Source organism: Mycobacterium heckeshornense (assembly GCF_016592155.1).
Taxonomy (GTDB): Bacteria; Actinomycetota; Actinomycetes; order Mycobacteriales; family Mycobacteriaceae; genus Mycobacterium; species Mycobacterium heckeshornense.
In genome coordinates this window covers 2687213-2706921 of record NZ_AP024237.1, presented here as the reverse complement: position 1 = coordinate 2706921, position 19709 = coordinate 2687213, and the positions used below count along the sequence as shown (strand labels likewise).

The 19709-nt window shown below is 67.0% G+C and carries 16 protein-coding genes, 1 pseudogene and 1 riboswitch; of the genes and pseudogenes, 11 read left to right on the top strand and 6 right to left on the bottom strand.

Annotated features, from left to right (window positions below; all coding sequences use genetic code 11):
* Nucleotides 1-8: 8 nt before the first annotated feature.
* Nucleotides 9-437 carry a PaaI family thioesterase gene (locus tag MHEC_RS12870; protein WP_048892679.1) on the bottom strand — a complete coding sequence of 143 codons (429 nt, stop codon included), beginning with the start codon at nucleotides 435-437 and terminating at the stop codon, nucleotides 9-11.
* Between the two features lie 59 nt (nucleotides 438-496).
* Between MHEC_RS12870 and MHEC_RS12865 the strand changes: the two genes are divergently transcribed.
* The 4 genes from MHEC_RS12865 (at nucleotide 497) to MHEC_RS12850 (ending at nucleotide 4492) form a co-directional block, all read left to right on the top strand.
* Nucleotides 497-1618: an NAD(P)H-dependent flavin oxidoreductase gene (locus MHEC_RS12865; RefSeq protein ID WP_048892680.1), complete on the top strand. Its 1122-nt coding sequence runs from the start codon at nucleotides 497-499 to the stop codon at nucleotides 1616-1618.
* Nucleotides 1615-2244, top strand: coding sequence for a TetR/AcrR family transcriptional regulator (locus tag MHEC_RS12860; protein ID WP_048892681.1), 630 nt, complete (start codon nucleotides 1615-1617; stop codon nucleotides 2242-2244). The genes MHEC_RS12865 and MHEC_RS12860 overlap by 4 nt, the downstream gene beginning before the upstream one ends.
* A gap of 1 nt (nucleotide 2245) precedes the next feature.
* Nucleotides 2246-3685: a flavin-containing monooxygenase gene (locus MHEC_RS12855; protein ID WP_048892682.1), complete on the top strand. Its 1440-nt coding sequence runs from the start codon at nucleotides 2246-2248 to the stop codon at nucleotides 3683-3685.
* 112 nt (nucleotides 3686-3797) lie between these two features.
* Nucleotides 3798-3968, top strand: a riboswitch (M-box (ykoK) riboswitch).
* Between the two features lie 275 nt (nucleotides 3969-4243).
* Complete coding sequence (locus tag MHEC_RS12850) at nucleotides 4244-4492, top strand: Rv1535 family protein (protein ID WP_048892683.1); 249 nt, start codon at nucleotides 4244-4246, stop codon at nucleotides 4490-4492.
* 165 nt (nucleotides 4493-4657) lie between these two features.
* On the opposite strand, the gene MHEC_RS12845 is transcribed toward MHEC_RS12850, so the two are convergent.
* Nucleotides 4658-5422 carry a lipase family protein gene (locus tag MHEC_RS12845; protein ID WP_048892684.1) on the bottom strand — a complete coding sequence of 255 codons (765 nt, stop codon included), beginning with the start codon at nucleotides 5420-5422 and terminating at the stop codon, nucleotides 4658-4660.
* Nucleotides 5423-5534: 112 nt separating this feature from the next.
* On the opposite strand from MHEC_RS12845, the gene MHEC_RS12840 reads away from it, so the two are divergent.
* From MHEC_RS12840 to MHEC_RS12830, 3 genes are all read left to right on the top strand, one after another.
* Nucleotides 5535-5909, top strand: a complete 375-nt coding sequence (locus MHEC_RS12840; RefSeq protein ID WP_048892685.1) for an amino acid-binding protein — start codon at nucleotides 5535-5537, stop codon at nucleotides 5907-5909.
* 242 nt (nucleotides 5910-6151) lie between these two features.
* Nucleotides 6152-9265, top strand: a complete 3114-nt coding sequence (gene ileS / locus MHEC_RS12835) for an isoleucine--tRNA ligase (RefSeq protein ID WP_048892686.1) — start codon at nucleotides 6152-6154, stop codon at nucleotides 9263-9265.
* 73 nt (nucleotides 9266-9338) lie between these two features.
* Nucleotides 9339-10181 (top strand): DUF559 domain-containing protein, encoded by an 843-nt coding sequence (locus tag MHEC_RS12830; RefSeq protein ID WP_048892687.1) that lies wholly within the window; start codon nucleotides 9339-9341, stop codon nucleotides 10179-10181.
* A 65-nt stretch (nucleotides 10182-10246) separates the two neighbouring features.
* On the opposite strand, the gene MHEC_RS12825 is transcribed toward MHEC_RS12830, so the two are convergent.
* Entirely contained in the window at nucleotides 10247-10813 is a 567-nt protein-coding gene (locus MHEC_RS12825) for a class I SAM-dependent methyltransferase (protein WP_048892688.1), read from the bottom strand.
* A 34-nt stretch (nucleotides 10814-10847) separates the two neighbouring features.
* On the opposite strand from MHEC_RS12825, the pseudogene MHEC_RS12820 reads away from it, so the two are divergent.
* Nucleotides 10848-12241, top strand: a pseudogene (locus tag MHEC_RS12820) (DNA polymerase IV).
* Here MHEC_RS12820 and MHEC_RS12815 read toward each other — a convergent pair.
* Nucleotides 12206-13129 carry an asparaginase gene (locus tag MHEC_RS12815; protein WP_048892690.1) on the bottom strand — a complete coding sequence of 308 codons (924 nt, stop codon included), beginning with the start codon at nucleotides 13127-13129 and terminating at the stop codon, nucleotides 12206-12208. The pseudogene MHEC_RS12820 and the gene MHEC_RS12815 sit on opposite strands and share 36 nt — an antisense overlap.
* Nucleotides 13130-13156: 27 nt before the next feature.
* Between MHEC_RS12815 and lspA the strand changes: the two genes are divergently transcribed.
* Nucleotides 13157-13744: a signal peptidase II gene (lspA, locus tag MHEC_RS12810; RefSeq protein ID WP_048892705.1), complete on the top strand. Its 588-nt coding sequence runs from the start codon at nucleotides 13157-13159 to the stop codon at nucleotides 13742-13744.
* Nucleotides 13744-14670 (top strand): RluA family pseudouridine synthase, encoded by a 927-nt coding sequence (locus MHEC_RS12805; protein ID WP_099869066.1) that lies wholly within the window; start codon nucleotides 13744-13746, stop codon nucleotides 14668-14670. The genes lspA and MHEC_RS12805 overlap by 1 nt, the downstream gene beginning before the upstream one ends.
* Here MHEC_RS12805 and MHEC_RS12800 read toward each other — a convergent pair whose 3' ends face one another.
* Nucleotides 14671-15423, bottom strand: a complete 753-nt coding sequence (locus MHEC_RS12800; protein ID WP_048892691.1) for a class I SAM-dependent methyltransferase — start codon at nucleotides 15421-15423, stop codon at nucleotides 14671-14673.
* Between the two features lie 57 nt (nucleotides 15424-15480).
* A complete protein-coding gene (locus MHEC_RS12795; RefSeq protein WP_048892692.1) occupies nucleotides 15481-15888 on the bottom strand; it encodes a group I truncated hemoglobin in 408 nt (135 codons plus the stop codon).
* Nucleotides 15889-16079: 191 nt separating this feature from the next.
* On the opposite strand from MHEC_RS12795, the gene dnaE reads away from it, so the two are divergent.
* A complete protein-coding gene (dnaE, locus tag MHEC_RS12790; RefSeq protein WP_048892693.1) occupies nucleotides 16080-19610 on the top strand; it encodes a DNA polymerase III subunit alpha in 3531 nt (1176 codons plus the stop codon).
* Nucleotides 19611-19709 lie beyond the last annotated feature (99 nt).

Genomic DNA, 19709 nt, shown 5'->3' with positions numbered 1-19709 from the left:
GCGAGACCTCAGACGATCCGGTAGGTCTGCACCGCGTGGGCGACGATGTTGCCCGCGGTGTCGGTAGCGGTGATCTCGGTGAAGGTCAGCTCCTTTCGCCGCCGCGCGGTGCGTGCATGACACAGCAGGTCGCAGCGCTTGGCGGCGCCGGTGTACTGGATGCTCATCGCGACGGTGGAGGCACGCATCCCCTTGTCGAAGTCGTGATTAGACCAGGCCGCCGCGGCGCCGGCGGTGTCCATCACCGACGCGATCACCCCGCCGTGAAAGTAGGTGCCGTCGTTGGTCAGATCCTCTCGAAACGGCAATCGGATGATGACGTCGTCCGGCTCGTAGCGTTCGAACACGATGCCCAGGCCGGCCAGGAACGGCGTCGTCGGCATGAGGTCGCGCACCGCCTGGCGGCGCTTGTGCTGCTGGTCCTCGGTCAAAGCCATGGCCGCACTGTACCGCACGCGATTGACACATCAATCAATAACTCGTAGCGTCGTGGTTCGTGCGAACCAGGGTCGCCGAGCTGCTCGGCGTGGAGTTCCCTATCTGCGCGTTCAGCCACTGCCGTGACGTGGTGGCCGCGGTGTCCAACGCGGGCGGCTTCGGCATCCTCGGGGCGGTAGCGCACAGCCCGCAGCGGCTGGAGACCGAGCTGAGCTGGATCGAGCAGCAGACCGGCGGCAAGCCTTACGGTGTCGACCTGCTGCTGCCGCCCAAATATGTCGGTGCGGACGCCGGCGGGATCGACCCGCAGCAGGTTTGGGAGCTGGTGCCGCAGGAGCATCGCGCATTCCTCGACGACCTTCTCGACCGCTACGAAATCCAGCGCGGGTCAGAGCCCGTCTCGTTGGGCGCCCAGCTCAACATCTCGCCCAAGGGCTATGAACCGCTGCTCGACGTCGCCTTCGACCACGACATCCGGCTGATCGCCAGCGCGCTGGGCCCGCCGCCACCGGATCTGGTCGGTCGCGCCCATGACAACGACGTGCTGGTGGCCGCCCTGGCCGGCACCAAACAGCACGCAGCGCGGCACGCCGCCGCGGGTGTTGACCTGATCGTCGCGCAGGGCACCGAGGCCGGCGGCCACACCGGCGAGGTGGCGACAATGGTGCTGGTACCCGAGATAGTCGATGCCGTCGACCCGATTCCCGTGCTGGCCGCCGGCGGCATTGCCCGCGGCCGCCAGATCGCCGCCGCGTTGGCGCTGGGCGCCGAGGGTGTGTGGTGCGGGTCGGTGTGGCTGACCACCGAGGAAGCCGAGACACCGCCGGTGGTGAAGGACAAGTTCCTGGCCGCGTCGTCGACGGACACCGTGCGGTCGCGGTCGCTGACCGGCAAGCCCGCCCGCATGCTGCGCACCGCCTGGACCGACGAGTGGGAGCGGCCCGGCAGCCCCGACCCGCTGGGCATGCCGCTGCAAAGCGCGCTGGTCGCCGATCCGCAGCTGCGAATCCAGCAGGCCGCCAACCAGCCCGGCGCCAAAGCACGTGAGCTGGCGACCTACTTCGTCGGCCAGGTGGTCGGTTCGCTGGACAAAGTGCAGCCGGCGCGATCGGTGGTGCTGGACATGGTCTCGGAGTTCATCGACGCCGTGCAGCGCCTCGAGCGGCTGGTCGAGCGGTGAGCGCGCCAACCCGGCGCCGCCGCGCGGTCAGCGACGAGGACAAGTCCGCGCGCCGTGATGAGATCATGGCGGCAGCAAAAGAAGTGTTTGCGCGCAAGGGTTTTCACGCCGCAACCATCGCCGATGTCGCGAAACAGGCCGGGCTCGCCTACGGGTCGGTCTATTGGTACTTCGACTCCAAGGAAGACCTGTTCCACGCGTTGATGGCCGTCGAAGAGCAGGCCCTGCGCAGCCACCTCGCCGCGGCGGTCGACGCGCCGGGCGGTGACGGTGTCGAGGCGTCGTTTCGTGCTGCGGTGCAGGCCACCCTTGAGTTCTTCGAAGCCGACAAAGCCACCGTGAAGCTGTTGTTCCGCGACGCGTACGCCCTGGGCGACCGATTCGAAAAGCACCTCGGCGGCATCTACGAACGGTTCATCGACGACATCGAAACGTTCATCGTCGTTGCGCAACAACGCGGCGAGGTGGTGGCGGCGCCGCCGCGGATGGTGGCCTACACCCTGGCGGCGCTGATCGGCCAACTGGCGCACCGGCGCCTTTCCACCGACGACGGCGTCACGGCCGCCGAGGTCGCCGACTTCGTGGTGTCGCTGATCCTCGACGGGTTGCGACCTCGCAGGGGCTGACATGCGCTTCGTCATCGTCGGGGCAGGGATGGCGGGAATACTGGCCGCGATCAAACTGCGCGAGGCCGGCTTCACCGACGTCACCGTGTACGAGAAGGCGGATCGGCTCGGCGGCACGTGGCGCGAAAACACCTACCCGGGAATCGCCTGCGACGTGCCGTCACACCTGTACACCTACACGTTTGCGCCCAACCCGGACTGGAGCCACACGTTCGCGCCCGGTCCGGAGATCCTCGCCTACTTCGACAGCGTCGCGCACCGCCACGGCGTCGACGAGCTGATCCGCTACGGCTGCGAAGTTCGTCGTCTCGAGTACATGGGAAACCGTTGGCGGGTAGCAACTTCCACCGGCGAAGCCGACGAGGCCGACGTCGTCATCGCCGCCACCGGCGTGCTGCATCACCCGCGCTATCCCGACATCGACGGGCTGCACCGGTTTGCCGGCAGAGTTTTCCACAGCTCCCGCTGGGACCATGGCGTCACGCTGGCAGACAAACGGCTCGGCGTGGTCGGCACCGGCTCCTCGGCGGTGCAGATCGTCGGCGCCGTCACCGGCAGCGTCGCCGAGCTGCGGTTGTTCCAGCGCACCCCGCAATGGATCCTGCCGGTACAAAACCCGCCGATCGACGCGGCGGACCGGGCCCGATACCGTGCTGATCCGGCGATGTTGAGCAAGCTGCGCGAGGAGCTGAACAGCGGGTTCGTGCAAAGCTTCGCCAACGCGGTCGTCGACGCCGACTCGGCGCAGCTGAAGCAGCTGCAGCAGGCGGCCCACGCCAACCTCGAGGACAACGTCGCCGACCCCGTGCTGCGAGACAAGCTGCGGCCCGACTACCGGGCCGGCTGCAAACGGTTGATCATCTCGCCCAACTTCTACGAGGCCATCCAGCGTCCCAACGCCCGCCTGGTCACCGAGCCGATCGCCCGCGTGGAGCCCGACGGAATCCGCACCGCCGACGGTGAGCTGCACCGGCTGGACGTGCTGGTGCTGGCGACGGGGTTTCGGGTGGACCGGTTCCTGCGGCCGATCCAGGTTGTCGGTCGCGACGGGGTTCGCCTCGATGATGTGTGGGCGCACCGTCCGTTCGCCTATCTGTCGGTGTCGGTACCGGGCTTTCCCAACTTGTTCATGCTCAACGGTCCCAACGGGCCGGTCGGCAACTTTTCGCTGATCGACGTGGCCGAGGCGCAGTTCGCCTACCTCATGCAGCTCATCGAGGCACTGGGCGAGGGTCGCTACCGAGCGATTAGCGCCAGCCCCGAGGCCACCGCGCGCTTCGAGGATGCGCGGGCCACAGCGTCGGCGAAGACGGTGTGGGTGACCGGCTGCAAAAGCTGGTATCTCGACGACCGCGGGTTGCCGGCCGTGTGGCCGTGGAGTTTTACGCGGTTTCGCGAGGTCATGGCGCGCCCCGAGCTGGCCGACTACGAGCTCGCCTAGCCGCGTGTTCGGGCTGGGGAGGCGGCGTGGCCGAAAAGATACCGTCAATTCACCGACACGATGGCGGGGATTAAATTGACCCGTCCAAGTTGTTCGTGCATCATCGGAAGGGCAAGCACCTCGTTAGGTGAGGCGGCTACACGGATATAGGCCACTGACCCCGAACGTCGAGAGACGCCCCGGGTCAGGACAGCTCCTCCCGGCTTAAGGGTTGAGCCCAAGTGGCTTCCGGTTATCCCGGACACGCCGTGTGGTGCCGAAGCTCTAGCGAGAGGGGTGCGGTCTCCGACATTCGTCGGGTTCTGTACTCCTGCAGTGCACGTTGATCGTGCGGGAATCCGCACCTGGCGGTGCCGTGAGGAGGTGAGGGACGAATGAGTTCCAGTGAGAGTCCGGACCGATATAGGGGTCCTGTTTCGTCCCGATCCGGTCCCCGGCACGCCGTCTCCAGCTGACTCGGCCCGACGCGCGTTGCCCCGGAGCAGAGACCTGCTCGGAACCGCGGGACGGAACAGCGAGTCCAAATATGACCGCTTGATTTCCGTCTAGGAGGCAACCATGACCGCTGTTCTGTACGACGAGGTGGTGACCACAGCACCCGCTCCCCGGCCGACGGCAGCTCCCAAGCTGACCGTGGCTCCCGCGCCGAAGGAAGCCGCGCCGAAGAAGGCGTCGCGGCGCGTCGACTCCGACCCCTTCGGCGGTGGCGACCCGTTGGTCACCGGGGCTGCCCGCCTGTTGAGCATTCCGCTGCGTCACCTCTACGCGGCACTGTGGCGGGTTGGAGTGCTCGAGGTCGGGGCGTAATCCGATGACCGCCGGGCAATCCTTTCCGCCGAGCCGCTAGTTGCCAGGTCGCCGACTGTCTGTCGGGCGTCCTGGCAACTAGCGTATTGGCGCCATTGTCTTTGAGCAGCTAGGACGCGACGCGCCGGTCACCAGTGGTTGCCTCCTTGATCGGCGCGTCGCGTTCTAGGCAGATACCGCGGCGCTGAGTGCGGTCAACCCGTCCCGGTAGGCGGCCAAGCTGTGGCGCCACGCGACATCGATCGCTCCGCCGCTGTCGACGTCGATCTCGACACCGACGTGCACGTACGGCGACGGCGGCACGTGCGGCACGATGTCGAGGAAATTCACCACCCGATAACAGCTTTCGATCGCGGCGTTGAATGCGGCCGCGAAGTCGCTAAGCCCGACCCGCGGGCCGGCGAAGGTGATGAGCCGCGGCTCGATGGTGTTCGGCGGCATGTTGCGGCGGATGTCGGGCGCTGCCAGCACAGCCAGCGCGGCGCCCAGACTGTGCCCTGTGACCAGAAGATGGTCGGCCCCGGCAGTGGCCGGGGCCAGGTTGGCGGCGACGCTGTCCCGGACCAGCTCGTAGACCTGTTGGAAGCCGGCATGGACCTGCCCGAATCCCGCGATCGGGAGGTAGGGCTGGGGAATCGCGTCGATGTCAGCCAGCCAATCCGCCAAATCCGCGCTGCCACGAAACGACACGAACGCGGTGCGACTGGCCGGATTATGGCCCATCAGACCGAAGATATTGGTGTCCTTGGTCATCGCCGTCACTGCGGGGTGCGGGTCGCTCATCGCGGTCAGCGCAGCGCCGTCGGCGCGGATCAGGGCGGTTTGCCCGAATCCGGTCGGCAGGACCACGGGGCCGCCGCCGAGCACGCCGTAGGCGGCCGCCGCCAACGGCAGGGCTACGTCACGAGCGAACAACGGGTCAAAGGCCACGCGCCGCAGTCTAGAGGGACGCAGCGCCGGTGCGGCGCGGGCATTTGCGGCAACAACCGCAGCTGTGCGCAGTAGCGTTGACGTGCTGGGCACGGCATGAAGGGAGCGGGTCATGGCGACCGATCTGACGCTCTATCTTGACGACGAGCCGGGGGAGCTGGCCCGGGTCGGCGATGTGCTCGGCAAAGCCGGTGTCAACATCGCGGGGCTGTGTGCGCTCAGCAGCGGTGGCGGCCAGTCCGAAGTGCACATCCTGGTTCACGACGCCACACCGGCGTTCGAAGCGCTGCAGGGTGCCGGTATCAAGATCGCCGAAGAGCAGGAAGTCATCGTCCTCGATATCGAAGACCGGCCGGGCGCCCTGGCCGAGGTGGTCCACAAGCTGGGCGACGCAAAGGTCAACTTGGAGACCGCCTACCTGGCCACCCACACCCGCCTGGTGCTGGGCGCGGATAACCTCGCCGACGCGAAGGCCGCCCTGGGCTGATTGGCCGCATGCGTCGGACCCTAGAATTTCCAGCATCGGCGTCGATCCGGCGATCACCGGGGAGCCTTCGGAAGAACAGGCCCCAGCCGGCAGGCGGGCCCCAGTAGAACCGAACGGGTAGGCCCGTCACAGCCGTCAACGAGCGGTCGCGTCCCAGGCGCGGCAAGCGGGGTGGTACCGCGGCGCTCGCGCATCTGCGCGGCGTCGTCCCCGGGCCGGACAATGGCACAGGAGACGACGCAGTGAGCGAGCACAGCTATCCGAAACTGGGCAGCGGGGCGCCCGACTTCCCGGCATTGGAAGCCGAGGTCCTCGACTATTGGGCCCGCGACGACACCTTCCGCGCCAGCATCGCACGCCGCGCCGACGCCGAAGAATACGTCTTCTACGACGGCCCCCCGTTCGCCAACGGGTTGCCGCACTACGGGCACCTGCTCACCGGCTACGTCAAAGACATCGTGCCCCGGTATCGCACCATGCGCGGCTACAAGGTCGAGCGGCGCTTCGGCTGGGACACCCACGGGCTGCCGGCCGAACTCGAAGTCGAGCGCCAGCTCGGCATCACCGACAAGTCGCAGATCGACGCGATGGGCGTCGCGGCGTTCAACGAGGCCTGCCGCGAATCGGTGTTGCGCTACACCGACGAATGGCAGGCCTACGTCACCCGTCAGGCCCGGTGGGTGGATTTCGACAACGACTACAAGACACTCGACCTGCCCTACATGGAGTCGGTGATCTGGGCGTTCAAGCGGCTGTGGGACAAGGGCCTGGTGTACGAGGGCTACCGCGTACTGCCCTATTGCTGGCGTGACGAGACCCCGCTGTCCAACCACGAGCTGCGGATGGACGACGACGTCTACCAGAGCCGCCAGGACCCGGCCATCACGGTTGGATTCCGGGTTCCCGACGGCGAATTGGCGGGTGCGTATCTGCTGGTGTGGACGACGACGCCGTGGACGCTGCCGTCCAACCAGGCGGTGGCCGTCAACCCCGACGTGACCTACGTGCAGGTGCGGGCCGGGGAGCGGCGCTATGTGCTGGCCGAGGCGCGATTGGGCGCCTACGCGCGAGAGCTCGGCGATGAGCCCGAGGTGCTGGGCCGCTACTGCGGCGCAGATCTGCTGGGGCTGCGCTACTTGCCGCCGTTTCCATATTTCATGGACTCGCCCAACGCTTTTCGGGTGCTGGCGGGCGACTTCGTCACCACCGAGGACGGCACCGGCGTCGTGCACCTGGCGCCGGCCTACGGCGAAGACGACATGGCGGTCGCCGACAAGGTGGGCATCGCGGCGGTCACCCCAGTCGACTCCAACGGGCGCTTCGACGCCGCCGTATCCGACTACCGGGGTCAGCACGTCTTCGACGCCAATGCGCACATCATCCGTGACCTGAAAAACGGCACCGGCCCGGCAGCGGCCAACGGTGCGGTGCTGCTGCGCCACGACACCTACGAGCACCCGTACCCGCACTGCTGGCGCTGCCGCAACCCGCTGATCTACCGGGCGGTGTCGTCGTGGTTTGTCAAGGTCACCGAATTCCGGGACCGCATGGTTGAACTCAACCAGCAGATCACCTGGTATCCCGAGCACGTCAAAGACGGCCAGTTCGGTAAATGGCTGCAAGGCGCGCGTGATTGGTCGATCTCGCGAAACCGGTACTGGGGCACTCCGATTCCGGTGTGGGTATCCGACGACCCGGCCTACCCGCGGGTCGACGTCTACGGCAGCCTCGACGAGTTGGAGCGTGACTTCGGCGTGCGCCCGGACAATCTGCACCGGCCCTATATCGACGAGCTGGTCCGGCCTAATCCCGACGACCCGACCGGACGCTCAACGATGCGGCGCATCCCCGAAGTGTTCGACGTGTGGTTCGACTCGGGGTCGATGCCCTATGCGCAGGTGCATTATCCGTTCGAGAACCGCGCCTGGTTCGACACCCACTATCCCGGCGACTTCATCGTCGAATACATCGGGCAGACCCGCGGCTGGTTCTACACACTGCACGTGCTGGCTACCGCGCTGTTCGACCGGCCCGCGTTCAAAACGTGTGTGGCCCATGGGATCGTGCTTGGCTACGACGGCCAGAAAATGAGCAAGTCGTTGCGCAACTATCCCGACGTCAACGAGGTGTTTGACCGCGACGGGTCCGATGCCATGCGATGGTTTTTGATGTCGTCACCGATCCTGCGCGGCGGCAACCTCATCGTGACCGAACCCGGCATCCGCGAGGGTGTGCGTCAGGTAATGCTGCCGTTCTGGAATGTCTACAGCTTCCTGGCTTTGTACGCGCCGAAAGTCGGTTCCTGGCGCACTGATTCGTCGCATGTGCTGGACCGCTACATCCTGGCCAAGCTGGCCGCGCTTCGTGACGACCTGACCGCGGCGATGGATGTCTGCGACATCGCAGGTGCCTGCGAGCAGCTGCGTCAATTCACCGAGGCATTGACGAATTGGTATGTGCGGCGCTCTAGACAGCGGTTCTGGGACGAAGACGCCGATGCCATCGACACGTTGCACACCGTGCTGGAGGTCACCGCCCGGCTGGCCGCTCCGCTGCTTCCGCTGACCACCGAAGTGATCTGGCGCGGTATCACCGGCGAGCGTTCGGTGCATCTGACCGACTGGCCCGCAGCGGACGCGCTGCCCGCCGACCCCGAGCTGGTCGCAGCCATGGACCAGGTCCGCGAGGTGTGCTCGGCGGCCTCGTCGCTGCGCAAGGCCAAGAAGTTGCGGGTACGGCTGCCGTTGTCGAAACTAACTGTGGCAGTGGCAGATCCGCAGCGGTTGGAGCCGTTCAGCGGACTGATCGCCGACGAGCTCAACGTCAAGAAGGTCGAGCTGACCGATGCCGTCGACAGCTATGGCCGTTTCGAGCTCACCGTCAACGCGCGGGTGGCCGGGCCGCGGCTGGGCAAGCAGGTGCAGGCCGCGATCAAGGCTGTCAAGGCCGGCGAGGGCGTCGTCAATCCCGACGGCACGCTCACCGCGGGGCCGGCCGTCCTGCAACCCGGCGAATACAGCTCGAAGCTGGTGGCCGCCGATCCCGAGTTCACCGCCGCGCTGCCCGACGGGGCCGGGCTGGTGGTGCTGGACGGCACGGTGACACCCGAATTGGAAGCCGAGGGCTGGGCGAAGGACCGCATCCGCGAACTGCAGGAGCTGCGGAAGTCGACCGGGCTCGACGTGTCCGATCGGATCAGCGTGGTGATGTCGGTGCCCGCGGAACGCGCCGAGTGGGCTCACATCCATCGCGAGCTGATCGCCCGCGAAATCCTGGCGACCAGTTTCGAATTCGGCGAGCCGCCCGACGGTGTGGAAATTGGTGACGGCGTCCGGGTCGCGATCTCTAAACTCTGACCCGCGAAAGTGCATTCCACGACGCATTTCTCGAGTATTCGCGTCGGTCGTTGCACTTTCGCGGAGGGGGATTATGGCGGCCACACCGTTCGTCGGCACCGAAGCACTCCGCGAGGGAAAGTTAACCGAACGTGAGCTGCGACGGTCCTGCACGCGTATCTACCGCAACGTCTACCAGCGTCAGGACGCCGAGCTGACCGCGAGAGATCGCGCGCTTGCCGCATGGCTGTGGTCGGGCAAGAAGGCGGTCGTTGCCGGCAACTCTGCGGCCGCATTGCACGGTGCGAGGTGGGTCGACCCAAACGAGCCCGCTGAGCTGATCACCGATCGCAAGCGCCCGCCGCCGCTGATCATCACCCGCAACGAAACGCTGCTGTGCGGCGAGACCACGTCGGTCGACGGTGTTCCGGTGACGTCGCCTGCGCGCACCGCGTTCGACATTGGCCGGCGTCCCGGTTTGCGGACGGCGGTCATTCGCATCGATGCTTTGGCGCGAGCCACGGGGGTGAGCGTCAGGGAAGTTCAGCCGCTGATCGACATCCACCGCGGCGCTCGCGGCATAAAGCAGCTGCGACGCCTGCTCCCGCTGGTCGACGCCGGCGCCGAGTCACCGCAGGAGACACGGACCCGGCTGGTACTGATCGCCGGCGGTCTGCCCAGGCCGCAGACCCAGATCGTGGTGGGCAAGTACCGCATCGACATGGGTTGGCACGAGTGGCTCGTCGGCGTCGAATACGATGGCCCTCAACACTGGACCGACCCGTGGATCCGGGCTAACGACATCGAGCGCACGCTCAAACTCGAGCGCTGGGGCTGGCGGCTGGTACGGGTGAGTTCCGAAATGCTGCGCAACCGTCCGCACGTCATCGTCGCGCGGGCCCGAGAGGCGCTTCACGCCGCAGGATGTCCACTGTAGTGCCGCGAAAGTGCCAATGCCGAGTCGTTTCTCGAGTAGGTCTGTCGCCAGGGGCACTTTCGCGGCTAAGGCTTGACCGCACGCCAGCGCACGCGGCGGTCGCGAAAGTCGACGCCGATATCGCGAAAACCAGCCGCTTGTAACCGATTAGGCAGGGCATCAGGCGACACCGGGTTGCACGTGTCGCGGAAATGCAAGAGGAGGAAAGGAATCGACACCGTACTGTCGCTGCCGGCGAATACCCCGCCAGGCCGCAGCAGCCGGAACGCTTCGGCGAACAGGCGGTCCTGCAATGCCGCAGTCGGGATGTGGTGCAGCATGGTGAAACACACCACCGAGCTGAAATTGTCGGCCGGCAAGCCGGTGTCGGTGCCGTCGCCGTGGATGATCCGTGCCCGGTCACCGTAGCTGGCGCGCAGCCGCTCGGCCATCGCCCGGTCGATCTCGACGGCCGTGTAGTGTGCGGCTTTGTCAATCAGTACCCGGATGTTGGCACCGTAGCCGGGTCCGATCTCCAGCACGTCGTCACCGAGATCCACATTGGCCAGAACCCATGGCAGTAGCCGATTCTCGACGGTTTTGAAGTAGCGGTTCGAGCTGCAGCACACCCGGTGACACAAGTTCATCGCCATGGGTTTTGAGGCTAGCGCAATAGCATCAGGGGTTGTGGACTCCCGTTGGGTGCTGCACCTGGACATGGACGCGTTCTTCGCGTCGGTCGAGCAGCTCACCCGTCCCACTTTGCGGGGCAGGCCGGTGCTGGTGGGGGGGGCTCGGCGGCCGCGGCGTGGTGGCCGGCGCCAGCTACGAAGCGCGGGTGTTCGGTGCCCGCTCGGCCATGCCGATGCACCAGGCGCGCCGGTTGGCCGGTATCCATGCGGTGGTGTTGCCGCCGCGCGGCGTGGTGTACGGGGTCGCCAGTCGGCGTGTTTTCGACACGGTGCGGGCCGCGGTGCCCGTCGTCGAACAACTGTCGTATGACGAGGCGTTCGGCGAGCCGCCCGAACTCGCCGGGGCGTCGGCCGTCGAGGTAGAGCGATTCTGCGAGGAGTTGCGGCGACGGGTGCGTGAGGAGACCGGCCTGATCGCTTCGGTCGGTGCCGGGTCGGGCAAGCAGATCGCCAAGATCGCTTCCGACTTGGCCAAACCCGATGGCGTGAAGGTGATCCGGCGCGCAGACGAACGGCCGTTGCTGGCCGGGTTGCCGGTGCGCCGGCTGTGGGGGGATCGGTCCGGTCGCCGAGGAGAAACTGCACCGGCTCGGCATCGAAACGATCGGGCAGTTGGCCGCGCTGTCGGATGCCGAGGTGGCCAACATTTTGGGCGCGACAATCGGGCCCGCGCTGCACCGGCTGGCCCGCGGTGTCGACGACCGCCCGGTGGCCGAACGCGCCGAAGCCAAGCAGATCAGCGCCGAATCCACCTTCGCCGCCGACCTGACCACACTCGACCAGCTGCGCGCGGCGGTCGGCCCCATCGCTGAGCATGCGCATCAACGGTTGTCCCGCGACGGGCGGGGCGCACGCACCGTCACGGTGAAGTTGAAGAAGTCCGACATGAGCACGCTGACTCGCTCGGCGACGTTGCCCTACGGCACCACCGATCTCGCCGCACTGGTCGCGGTGGCCCGGCGACTGCTGCTGGACCCGCGCGAGATCGGGCCGATTCGCCTACTGGGAGTGGGGTTTTCGGGTTTGACCGAGATACGCCAGGAGTCGCTGTTTTCCGACCTCGACCTGTTCGGCGAGATGTCGGCGCCCGATCAGCGCGTCGATACGTCCGCGGAGGTGCCGCACGCCGCGGCCTGGCGGATCGGCGACGACGTGAAGCACCCCGAGCTCGGCCACGGTTGGGTTCAGGGCGCCGGGCACGGCGTGGTCACCGCGCGGTTCGAGACCCGCAGCTCCGGGCCGGGACCGGCGCGCACATTCCCCGTCGACAGCAGCGAGCTCAGCCCCGCCAATCCGGTCGACAGCCTCGACTGGCCCGATTACGTTGCCGCGCTGAGCGCCGACGACGCACCCTCAGCGCAGCCGGTCGATGACATCGCCGACCGGTAGCTTTGCGGCCAGCGCCGCCATCAGCAGCACCCGCACCTGACTCGGCGGCAGCCCGGGCACCATCACCGCGCCGGCGTCGACCAGGTCACGGCCCGGGCCGTAGCCCGGCCGGACCCACCCGCCGGCAACCCGGGTCGACACCGCGATCACGATGCCGTCGCGGCAGTGGCGGCGTACCCCGTCGATCACCGCCGCTGCGGCATTGCCCGATCCCAGTGCCTCCAGCACCGCCCCGCGGGCCCCGGCCGCAACGCAGGCATCCAGCGCCACCGCGTCGCCGCCGGGGTAGACGGCCACGATGTCCACCCGCGGCGCCGCCGCGGCGCGCAGGTCTCCCAGGTAGGGCCGGGCCTTGGGCACGGTCAGGGTTACCTCGCCATGGCCGACGACGCCCAGCGGTTCGCCGGCGAACCCGTCGCGGGTGGCCACCTTGTACAGGCCCAGCGGCTGCAACACCCGGCCCGCGAAACACACCACCACGCCAAGGCCGCGCGCCTCCGGGCACCGCGCCACCGCCAGCGCGTCACGCAGGTTGGCCGGACCATCGGCATCGGGGTCGTCGGCGCCGCGCAGTGCGCCGGTCAACACCACCGGCACCGGGCCGGCATAGGTCAGGTCCAGCCACAGCGCCGTCTCCTCCAGCGTGTCGGTGCCGTGCGTGACGACCAGGCCGTCAGCACCACCGTCGGCCGCCGCCTGGACCGCGTCGCGGATCCGGTCCCAATCGGCCGGCGCCAGCTGCGAGCTGTCGAGTGCCATCAGGTCGACGACGTCGACGTCCAGTCCGGCTGTCAGCTCGGCGCCGCGGCGGGCCGGCCGTCGTACCCCGTCGGGGTCGCTGCTGCTGGCGATCGTTCCACCGGTGGTGACGACGGCGACGCGGCTCATGCTCGGATGCTAGGGGATGATGTAAGCGTGTCTGAGGAACCAACGCGATCGGCTGAGCCGGTGACGGCGGGAAACCCTGAAGCCGCCGCGCCGCCGCGACGGCTGCGCCTGCTGCTGTCGGTGGCCGCGGTCGTGCTGGTGCTCGACATCGTCACCAAGGTGCTCGCCGTCGAGCTACTGACCCCCGGACAGCCGGTGTCGATCATCGGCGACACCGTCACCTGGACGTTGGTGCGCAATTCCGGGGCGGCGTTCTCGATGGCCACCGGATACACCTGGTTGTTGACGGTGATCGCGACCGGCGTCGTGGTCGGCATTTTCTGGATGGGCCGACGCCTGGTGTCGCCGTGGTGGGCCATCGGCCTCGGCATGATCCTGGGCGGGGCGACGGGCAACCTCGTCGACCGGTTCTTCCGCTCCCCGGGACCGCTGCGCGGTCATGTCGTGGATTTTCTGTCCATTGGCTGGTGGCCGGTGTTCAACGTCGCCGACCCGTCGGTGGTGGGCGGGGCGATCCTGCTGGTCGCGCTGTCGGTGTTCGGCTATGACTTCGACACCGTGGGCAGGCGCAGACGCGATGTTTCCCCGGCACCACATGAGGCCGACCAACCCTGATGCGCCACCGTTCGATGCCGGTCCCGGAGGGATTGGCGGGCATGCGTGTCGACGCGGGCCTGGCGCGTCTGCTGGGCCTGTCGCGGACCGCGGCCGCCGCGCTGGCCGAGGACGGCGGCGTCGAATTGGACGGCGTACCGGTCGGCAAATCCGACCGGCTGACCCCGGGCGCCCTGTTACATGTCCGGCTGCCCGAGGCGCCGCCCCCGTTGGAAAACACGCCGGTCGCCGTCGAGGGCATGACGATCCTGTATGCCGACGACGACATCGTCGCGGTCGACAAGCCGCCCGGGGTGGCCGCGCACGCCACCGTGGGCTGGACTGGGCCTACGGTGCTCGGTGGGCTGGCGGCCGCGGGTTTCCGGATCACCACATCGGGCATCCATGAGCGACAGGGCATCGTGCATCGCCTCGACGCCGGCACCTCCGGGGTGATGGTGGTGGCGCTGTCCGACCGGGCCTATACCGTGCTCAAGCGCGCGTTCAAACACCGCACCGTCGACAAGCGCTACCACGCGCTGGTGCAAGGACACCCGGATCCCTCCAGCGGGACCATCGACGCTCCGATCGGCCGGCACCGCAGCCACGACTGGAAGTTCGCCGTCACCAAACACGGCCGGCACAGCCTCACCCATTACGACACCATCGAAGCGTTCGTTGCCGCCAGCCTGCTCGACGTGCACCTGGAAACCGGTCGCACCCACCAAATCCGGGTGCACTTTGCCGCACTGCATCACCCATGTTGCGGCGACCTGACCTACGGCGCCGACCCAACGCTCGCGAAAAAGCTTGGGCTGGAACGTCAATGGCTACACGCGAGGTCGCTGTCATTCGCACACCCGGCCGACGGCCGGCAGGTGGAGATTGTCAGTCCCTATCCGCCGGATCTGCAGCATGCGTTGGACTTGTTACGGGCCGAGGGGTGATCACGGCGGTTTGCGGGCTTCGACGAGCACTCGGGTGGAGTACGTGACGAAGGGCCCGTCGGCTTCGATGCGGTCATGCAAGTCGCGCAGCCGCTCCCGATAGCGGTCGACGCTGAAGTCGGGCACCGCCCAGATCACCTTGCGCAGGAAATAGATGACGGCGCCGACGTCGAAGAACTCCGCGCGCAGCCGCTCCATGCGCAGATCGACGATCTGCAGGCCGGCCGCTCGTGCACCGGTGCTCCAGTCGTCCGGGTAGCGGGTGGTCGCCGGCTGGGGCCCGCGGAAGAACTCGACCAGCTCACGCACGCTTGCCGGACCGATGTGTTGGGCGAAGTACGTGCCGCCCGGCCTGAGCACCCGCGCGATTTCCGTCCACCACACCGCGATGGGGTGGCGGCTGGTCACCAAGTCGAACGCTTCGTCGGCGAACGGCAGCGGCGGCTCATCGCGGGTAGCGACCACCACCACCCCGCGCGGGTGCAAGCGCCGAGTGGCCAGTGCGGCGTTGGGTGGCCACGACTCGGTGGCGGCCATGGTCGGCGGGAATGTGGCGGCACCGGCCAGCACTTCTCCGCCACCGGTCTGCAGGTCGACCGCGGCTGAGGCCCGGGCCAGCCGCTGGCTCATCAGCCGCTGGTAACCCCACGACGGGCGTTGTTCGGTGGCGCGGCCATCGAGCCAGGAGAAGTCCCAGCCGTCGACGGGTGCCGCCGCGGCCTGGGCCACCAGGTCGTCGAAGCTTCGGGGCATGCAGGCATTGTGGCCGACGTCGCTGACCGCCGGGCCCGCTGCGCAGCACCGTAGGGATCAGACGCGGGCCGGTTCGGCGTCCGAGGCGATGTCGCCGGCCAGCGGCGCCACCACGGCAAGGATTTCTGCCACGGTCTCGTCGGGAACGCCCGCCGCGGTGAGCGAATCGCTCAAGTGTGCGGCCACCAGGTTGAAATGGTGCATGGTGATCCCGCGGCCCTTGTGCGCCTGCTTCATCGAGACACCCGTGTAAGGCTGCGGGCCGCCGAGGGCCGCCGCGAGGAATTCGGCTTGCTTGCCTTTCAACCGGTTGATGTTCGTCCCGGCGAAGAAGCCCGCCAGCTGTTCATCGGCGAGTACCCGCGAATAGAAATCGTCGACGACCACTTCGATCGCCTCATGGCCGCCGATCCGATCATAGAGCGGCAGCGCCTTGCGCTTACCGAATCGTGACAGCATTCCCATATCGCCAGGAGACCATGGCGGCATTGCCCGGCTGTTAGTGCGCGATCACCGCGGGATTACTCGACGTAACAACTCGATTGCAGCTCATTCACGGTCGGCCCGCCGGGGTGAGCCCCGATCACACAGCTGACGACACTCCAGGGCGACACGCCGGAACTGTGTCGGTGGGCGGCCATAGACTGGCGTCTGCGATGACTGGCTCCTTCGTGCACCTGCATAACCACACCGAGTACTCGATGCTGGACGGTGCTGCGAAGATCAGCCCGATGCTGGCCGAGGCGCAGCGTCTGGGCATGTCGGCAATCGGTATGACCGATCACGGAAACATGTTCGGCGCCAGCGAGTTCTACAACGCATGCACCGGAGCCGGGATCAAGCCGATCATCGGTGTCGAGGCCTATGTCGCGCCCGGCTCACGGTTCGACTCGCGGCGGGTGTTCTGGGGCGATCCGGCGCAGAAGGGCGACGACGTCTCGGGCAGCGGGTCCTACACCCACCTGACCATGATCGCCGAGAATGCCGCCGGGCTGCGCAACCTGTTCAAGCTGACGTCGCTGGCGTCGTTCGAGGGCCAGTTGGGCAAATGGTCGCGAATGGACGCCGAGCTGATCGCCGAGTACGCCGGCGGCATCATCGCCACCACCGGCTGTCCCTCCGGGGAGGTGCAGACCCGGCTGCGGCTCGGCCAGCACCGCGAAGCGCTGCAGTCGGCCGCCCGGTGGCGCGAGATCTTCGGTCCGGACAATTATTTCCTGGAGCTGATGGACCACGGGTTGGCCATCGAGCGGCGGGTCCGCGACGGGCTGCTCGAGATCGGTCGCAAGCTCGGCATCAAGCCGCTGGCCACCAACGACTGCCACTACGTCACCCGCGACGCCGCGCACAACCACGAGGCGCTGCTGTGCGTGCAGACCGGCAAGACCCTGTCGGACCCCACTCGGTTCAAGTTCGAAGGCGACGGCTACTACCTGAAGTCGGCCGCCGAGATGCGGGCGATCTGGGACGACGCCGTCCCCGGGGCCTGCGACACCACGCTGCTGATCGCCGAGCGGGTGGGCTCCTATGCCGAGGTGTGGACACCGCGCAACCGGATGCCGGTTTTCCCGGTGCCCGAAGGGCACGACCAGGCGTCGTGGCTGCGCCATGAGGTCGAGGCCGGGCTGGCCCGACGGTTCCCGGACGGCATACCGCCGGGGTATGCCGAGCGGGCCGCCTACGAGATCGAAGTCATCTGCGCCAAGGGCTTTCCGTCGTACTTCCTCATCGTGGCCGACCTGGTCAACTACGCCCGCTCGGTGAACATCCGGGTCGGTCCGGGCCGCGGTTCAGCGGCCGGGTCGCTGGTCGCCTACGCGCTGGGCATCACCGACATCGACCCGATCCCGCACGGGCTGCTGTTCGAGCGGTTCCTCAATCCGGAACGCACCTCGATGCCCGACATCGACATCGACTTCGACGATCGTCGCCGCGGCGAGATGGTGCGCTACGCCGCCGACAAGTGGGGCCACGACCGGGTCGCCCAGGTGATCACCTTCGGTACCATCAAAACCAAAGCAGCGCTGAAGGACTCAGCGCGTATCCACTACGGCCAGCCCGGTTTCGCGATCGCCGACCGGATCACCAAGGCGCTGCCGCCGCCGATCATGGCCAAAGACATCCCGCTGTCGGGGATCACCGATCCCAGCCACGAGCGGTACAAGGAAGCCGCCGAGGTGCGCGGGCTGATCGACACCGATCCTGACGTTCGCACCATCTACGAGACCGCCCGCGGGCTGGAAGGTCTGATCCGCAACGCCGGAGTACACGCTTGCGCAGTGATCATGAGCAGCGAACCGCTCACCGACGCGATCCCGCTGTGGAAGCGCCCGCAGGACGGCGCGATCATCACCGGCTGGGATTACCCGGCGTGCGAGGAAATCGGGCTGCTGAAAATGGATTTCCTCGGCCTGCGAAACCTGACCATCATCGGCGACGCGATCGAAAACATCAAGGCCAACAGGGGAATCGACGTCGATCTCGAATCCGTGCCGCTCGACGACCCGACCACGTACGCGCTGCTGGGCCGAGGCGACACGCTCGGTGTCTTCCAACTCGACGGCGGCCCCATGCGGGACCTGCTGCGGCGCATGCAGCCCACCGGCTTCGAAGACGTCGTCGCGGTGATCGCGCTGTACCGGCCCGGGCCGATGGGCATGAACGCCCACAACGACTACGCCGACCGCAAGAACGGCCGCCAGCCCATCACACCGATCCACCCCGAACTCGCCGAACCGTTGCAGGAAATCCTGGCCGAGACGTACGGCTTGATCGTCTACCAGGAGCAGATCATGCGGATCGCGCAGAAGGTGGCGGGTTATTCGCTGGCCCAAGCCGACATTCTGCGAAAAGCCATGGGCAAGAAGAAAGCCGACGTACTGGCCGCGGAATACGAAAGCTTCGCGGCAGGCATGCGTGCCAACGGCTTTTCGGCAGGTGCGATCAAGGCGCTGTGGGACACCATCTTGCCGTTCGCCGACTACGCGTTCAACAAGTCGCACGCCGCCGGGTATGCGATGGTGTCCTATTGGACCGCCTACCTGAAAGCCAACTACCCGGCCGAATATATGGCAGGGCTTTTGACCTCGGTTGGCGACGACAAGGACAAAGCCGCTGTCTACTTGGCTGATTGCCGCAAGCTGGGCATCACGGTGCTGCCGCCCGACGTCAACGAGTCGGGTTTGAACTTCGCGTCGGTAGGCACCGACATCCGCTACGGACTCGGCGCCGTGCGCAATGTCGGTGCGAACGTTGTTGCCTCGCTGCTCAAGACCCGCACCGAGAAGGGTAAGTTCACCGACTTCTCCGACTACCTGAACAAGATCGACATCGCGGCGTGCAACAAGAAGGTCACCGAATCGCTGATCAAAGCGGGCGCCTTCGATTCGCTGGGCCACCCGCGCAAGGGCTTGTTCCTGGTTCACACGGATGCCGTGGACGCGGTGCTGGGCACCAAGAAGGCCGAGGCGATGGGCCAGTTCGACTTGTTCGGCGGCACCGACATGGCCACCGATGCGGTGTTCAACGTCAAAGTGCCCGACGAGGAGTGGGACGACAAGCACAAGCTGGCGTTGGAGCGCGAAATGCTGGGGCTGTACGTGTCCGGGCATCCGCTCAACGGAGTGGCGCATCTGCTGGCCACCCAGGTAGACACCGCCATCCCGGCGATCCTCGACGGCGACATCCCCAATGACGCTCCGGTGCGGGTTGGCGGCATCCTGGCATCGGTGAACCGCCGGGTGAACAAGAACGGAATGCCCTGGGCATCAGCGCAGTTAGAAGACCTTACCGGTGGCATCGAGGTGATGTTCTTCCCGCACACCTACTCCAGTTACGGTGCCGACATCGTCGACGACGCCGTGGTGGTGATCAACGCGCGCGTGAAGATTCAGGACGATCGGATCTGCTTGATCGCCAATGACCTTTTTGTGCCAGACTTTTCGAACGTGCAGCCAGTGCGGCCACTGGAAGTGAGCTTGCCCACCCGCCAATGCACACCCGACAAGGTCAACGCGCTCAAACAGGTCCTGGCCCGCCATCCCGGCACTTCCCAGGTCCATCTGCGGCTGCTCAGCGGAGACCGGGTCACCACTTTGGAGTTGGACCCGTCGCTGCGGGTGACACCGTCCCCGGCGCTGATGGGTGACCTCAAGGCGCTGCTGGGCCCGGGATGTTTGGGCGCCTAACCGGGCCGAACGGATCTGTCAGCCGCCTCTGCTACGGGGACCGGGAGACGGTGGGCGTCCGTGGCGGCACGGGTCGGTTTCGCGCCGGCCCGGCATGTC

Bases quoted from the DNA above. Each gene is read 5' to 3' on its own strand.
- MHEC_RS12870 (WP_048892679.1), bottom strand. From the start codon at position 437: ATGGCTTTGACCGAGGACCAGCAGCACAAGCGCCGCCAGGCGGTGCGC.
- MHEC_RS12855 (WP_048892682.1), top strand. From the start codon at position 2,246: ATGCGCTTCGTCATCGTCGGGGCAGGGATGGCGGGAATACTGGCCGCG.
- MHEC_RS12850 (WP_048892683.1), top strand. From the start codon at position 4,244: ATGACCGCTGTTCTGTACGACGAGGTGGTGACCACAGCACCCGCTCCC.
- MHEC_RS12840 (WP_048892685.1), top strand. From the start codon at position 5,535: ATGGCGACCGATCTGACGCTCTATCTTGACGACGAGCCGGGGGAGCTG.
- MHEC_RS12830 (WP_048892687.1), top strand. From the start codon at position 9,339: ATGGCGGCCACACCGTTCGTCGGCACCGAAGCACTCCGCGAGGGAAAG.
- MHEC_RS12825 (WP_048892688.1), bottom strand. From the start codon at position 10,813: ATGGCGATGAACTTGTGTCACCGGGTGTGCTGCAGCTCGAACCGCTAC.
- MHEC_RS12815 (WP_048892690.1), bottom strand. From the start codon at position 13,129: ATGAGCCGCGTCGCCGTCGTCACCACCGGTGGAACGATCGCCAGCAGC.
- MHEC_RS12805 (WP_099869066.1), top strand. From the start codon at position 13,744: ATGCGCCACCGTTCGATGCCGGTCCCGGAGGGATTGGCGGGCATGCGT.
- MHEC_RS12800 (WP_048892691.1), bottom strand. From the start codon at position 15,423: ATGCCCCGAAGCTTCGACGACCTGGTGGCCCAGGCCGCGGCGGCACCC.
- MHEC_RS12795 (WP_048892692.1), bottom strand. From the start codon at position 15,888: ATGGGAATGCTGTCACGATTCGGTAAGCGCAAGGCGCTGCCGCTCTAT.
- dnaE (WP_048892693.1), top strand. From the start codon at position 16,080: ATGACTGGCTCCTTCGTGCACCTGCATAACCACACCGAGTACTCGATG.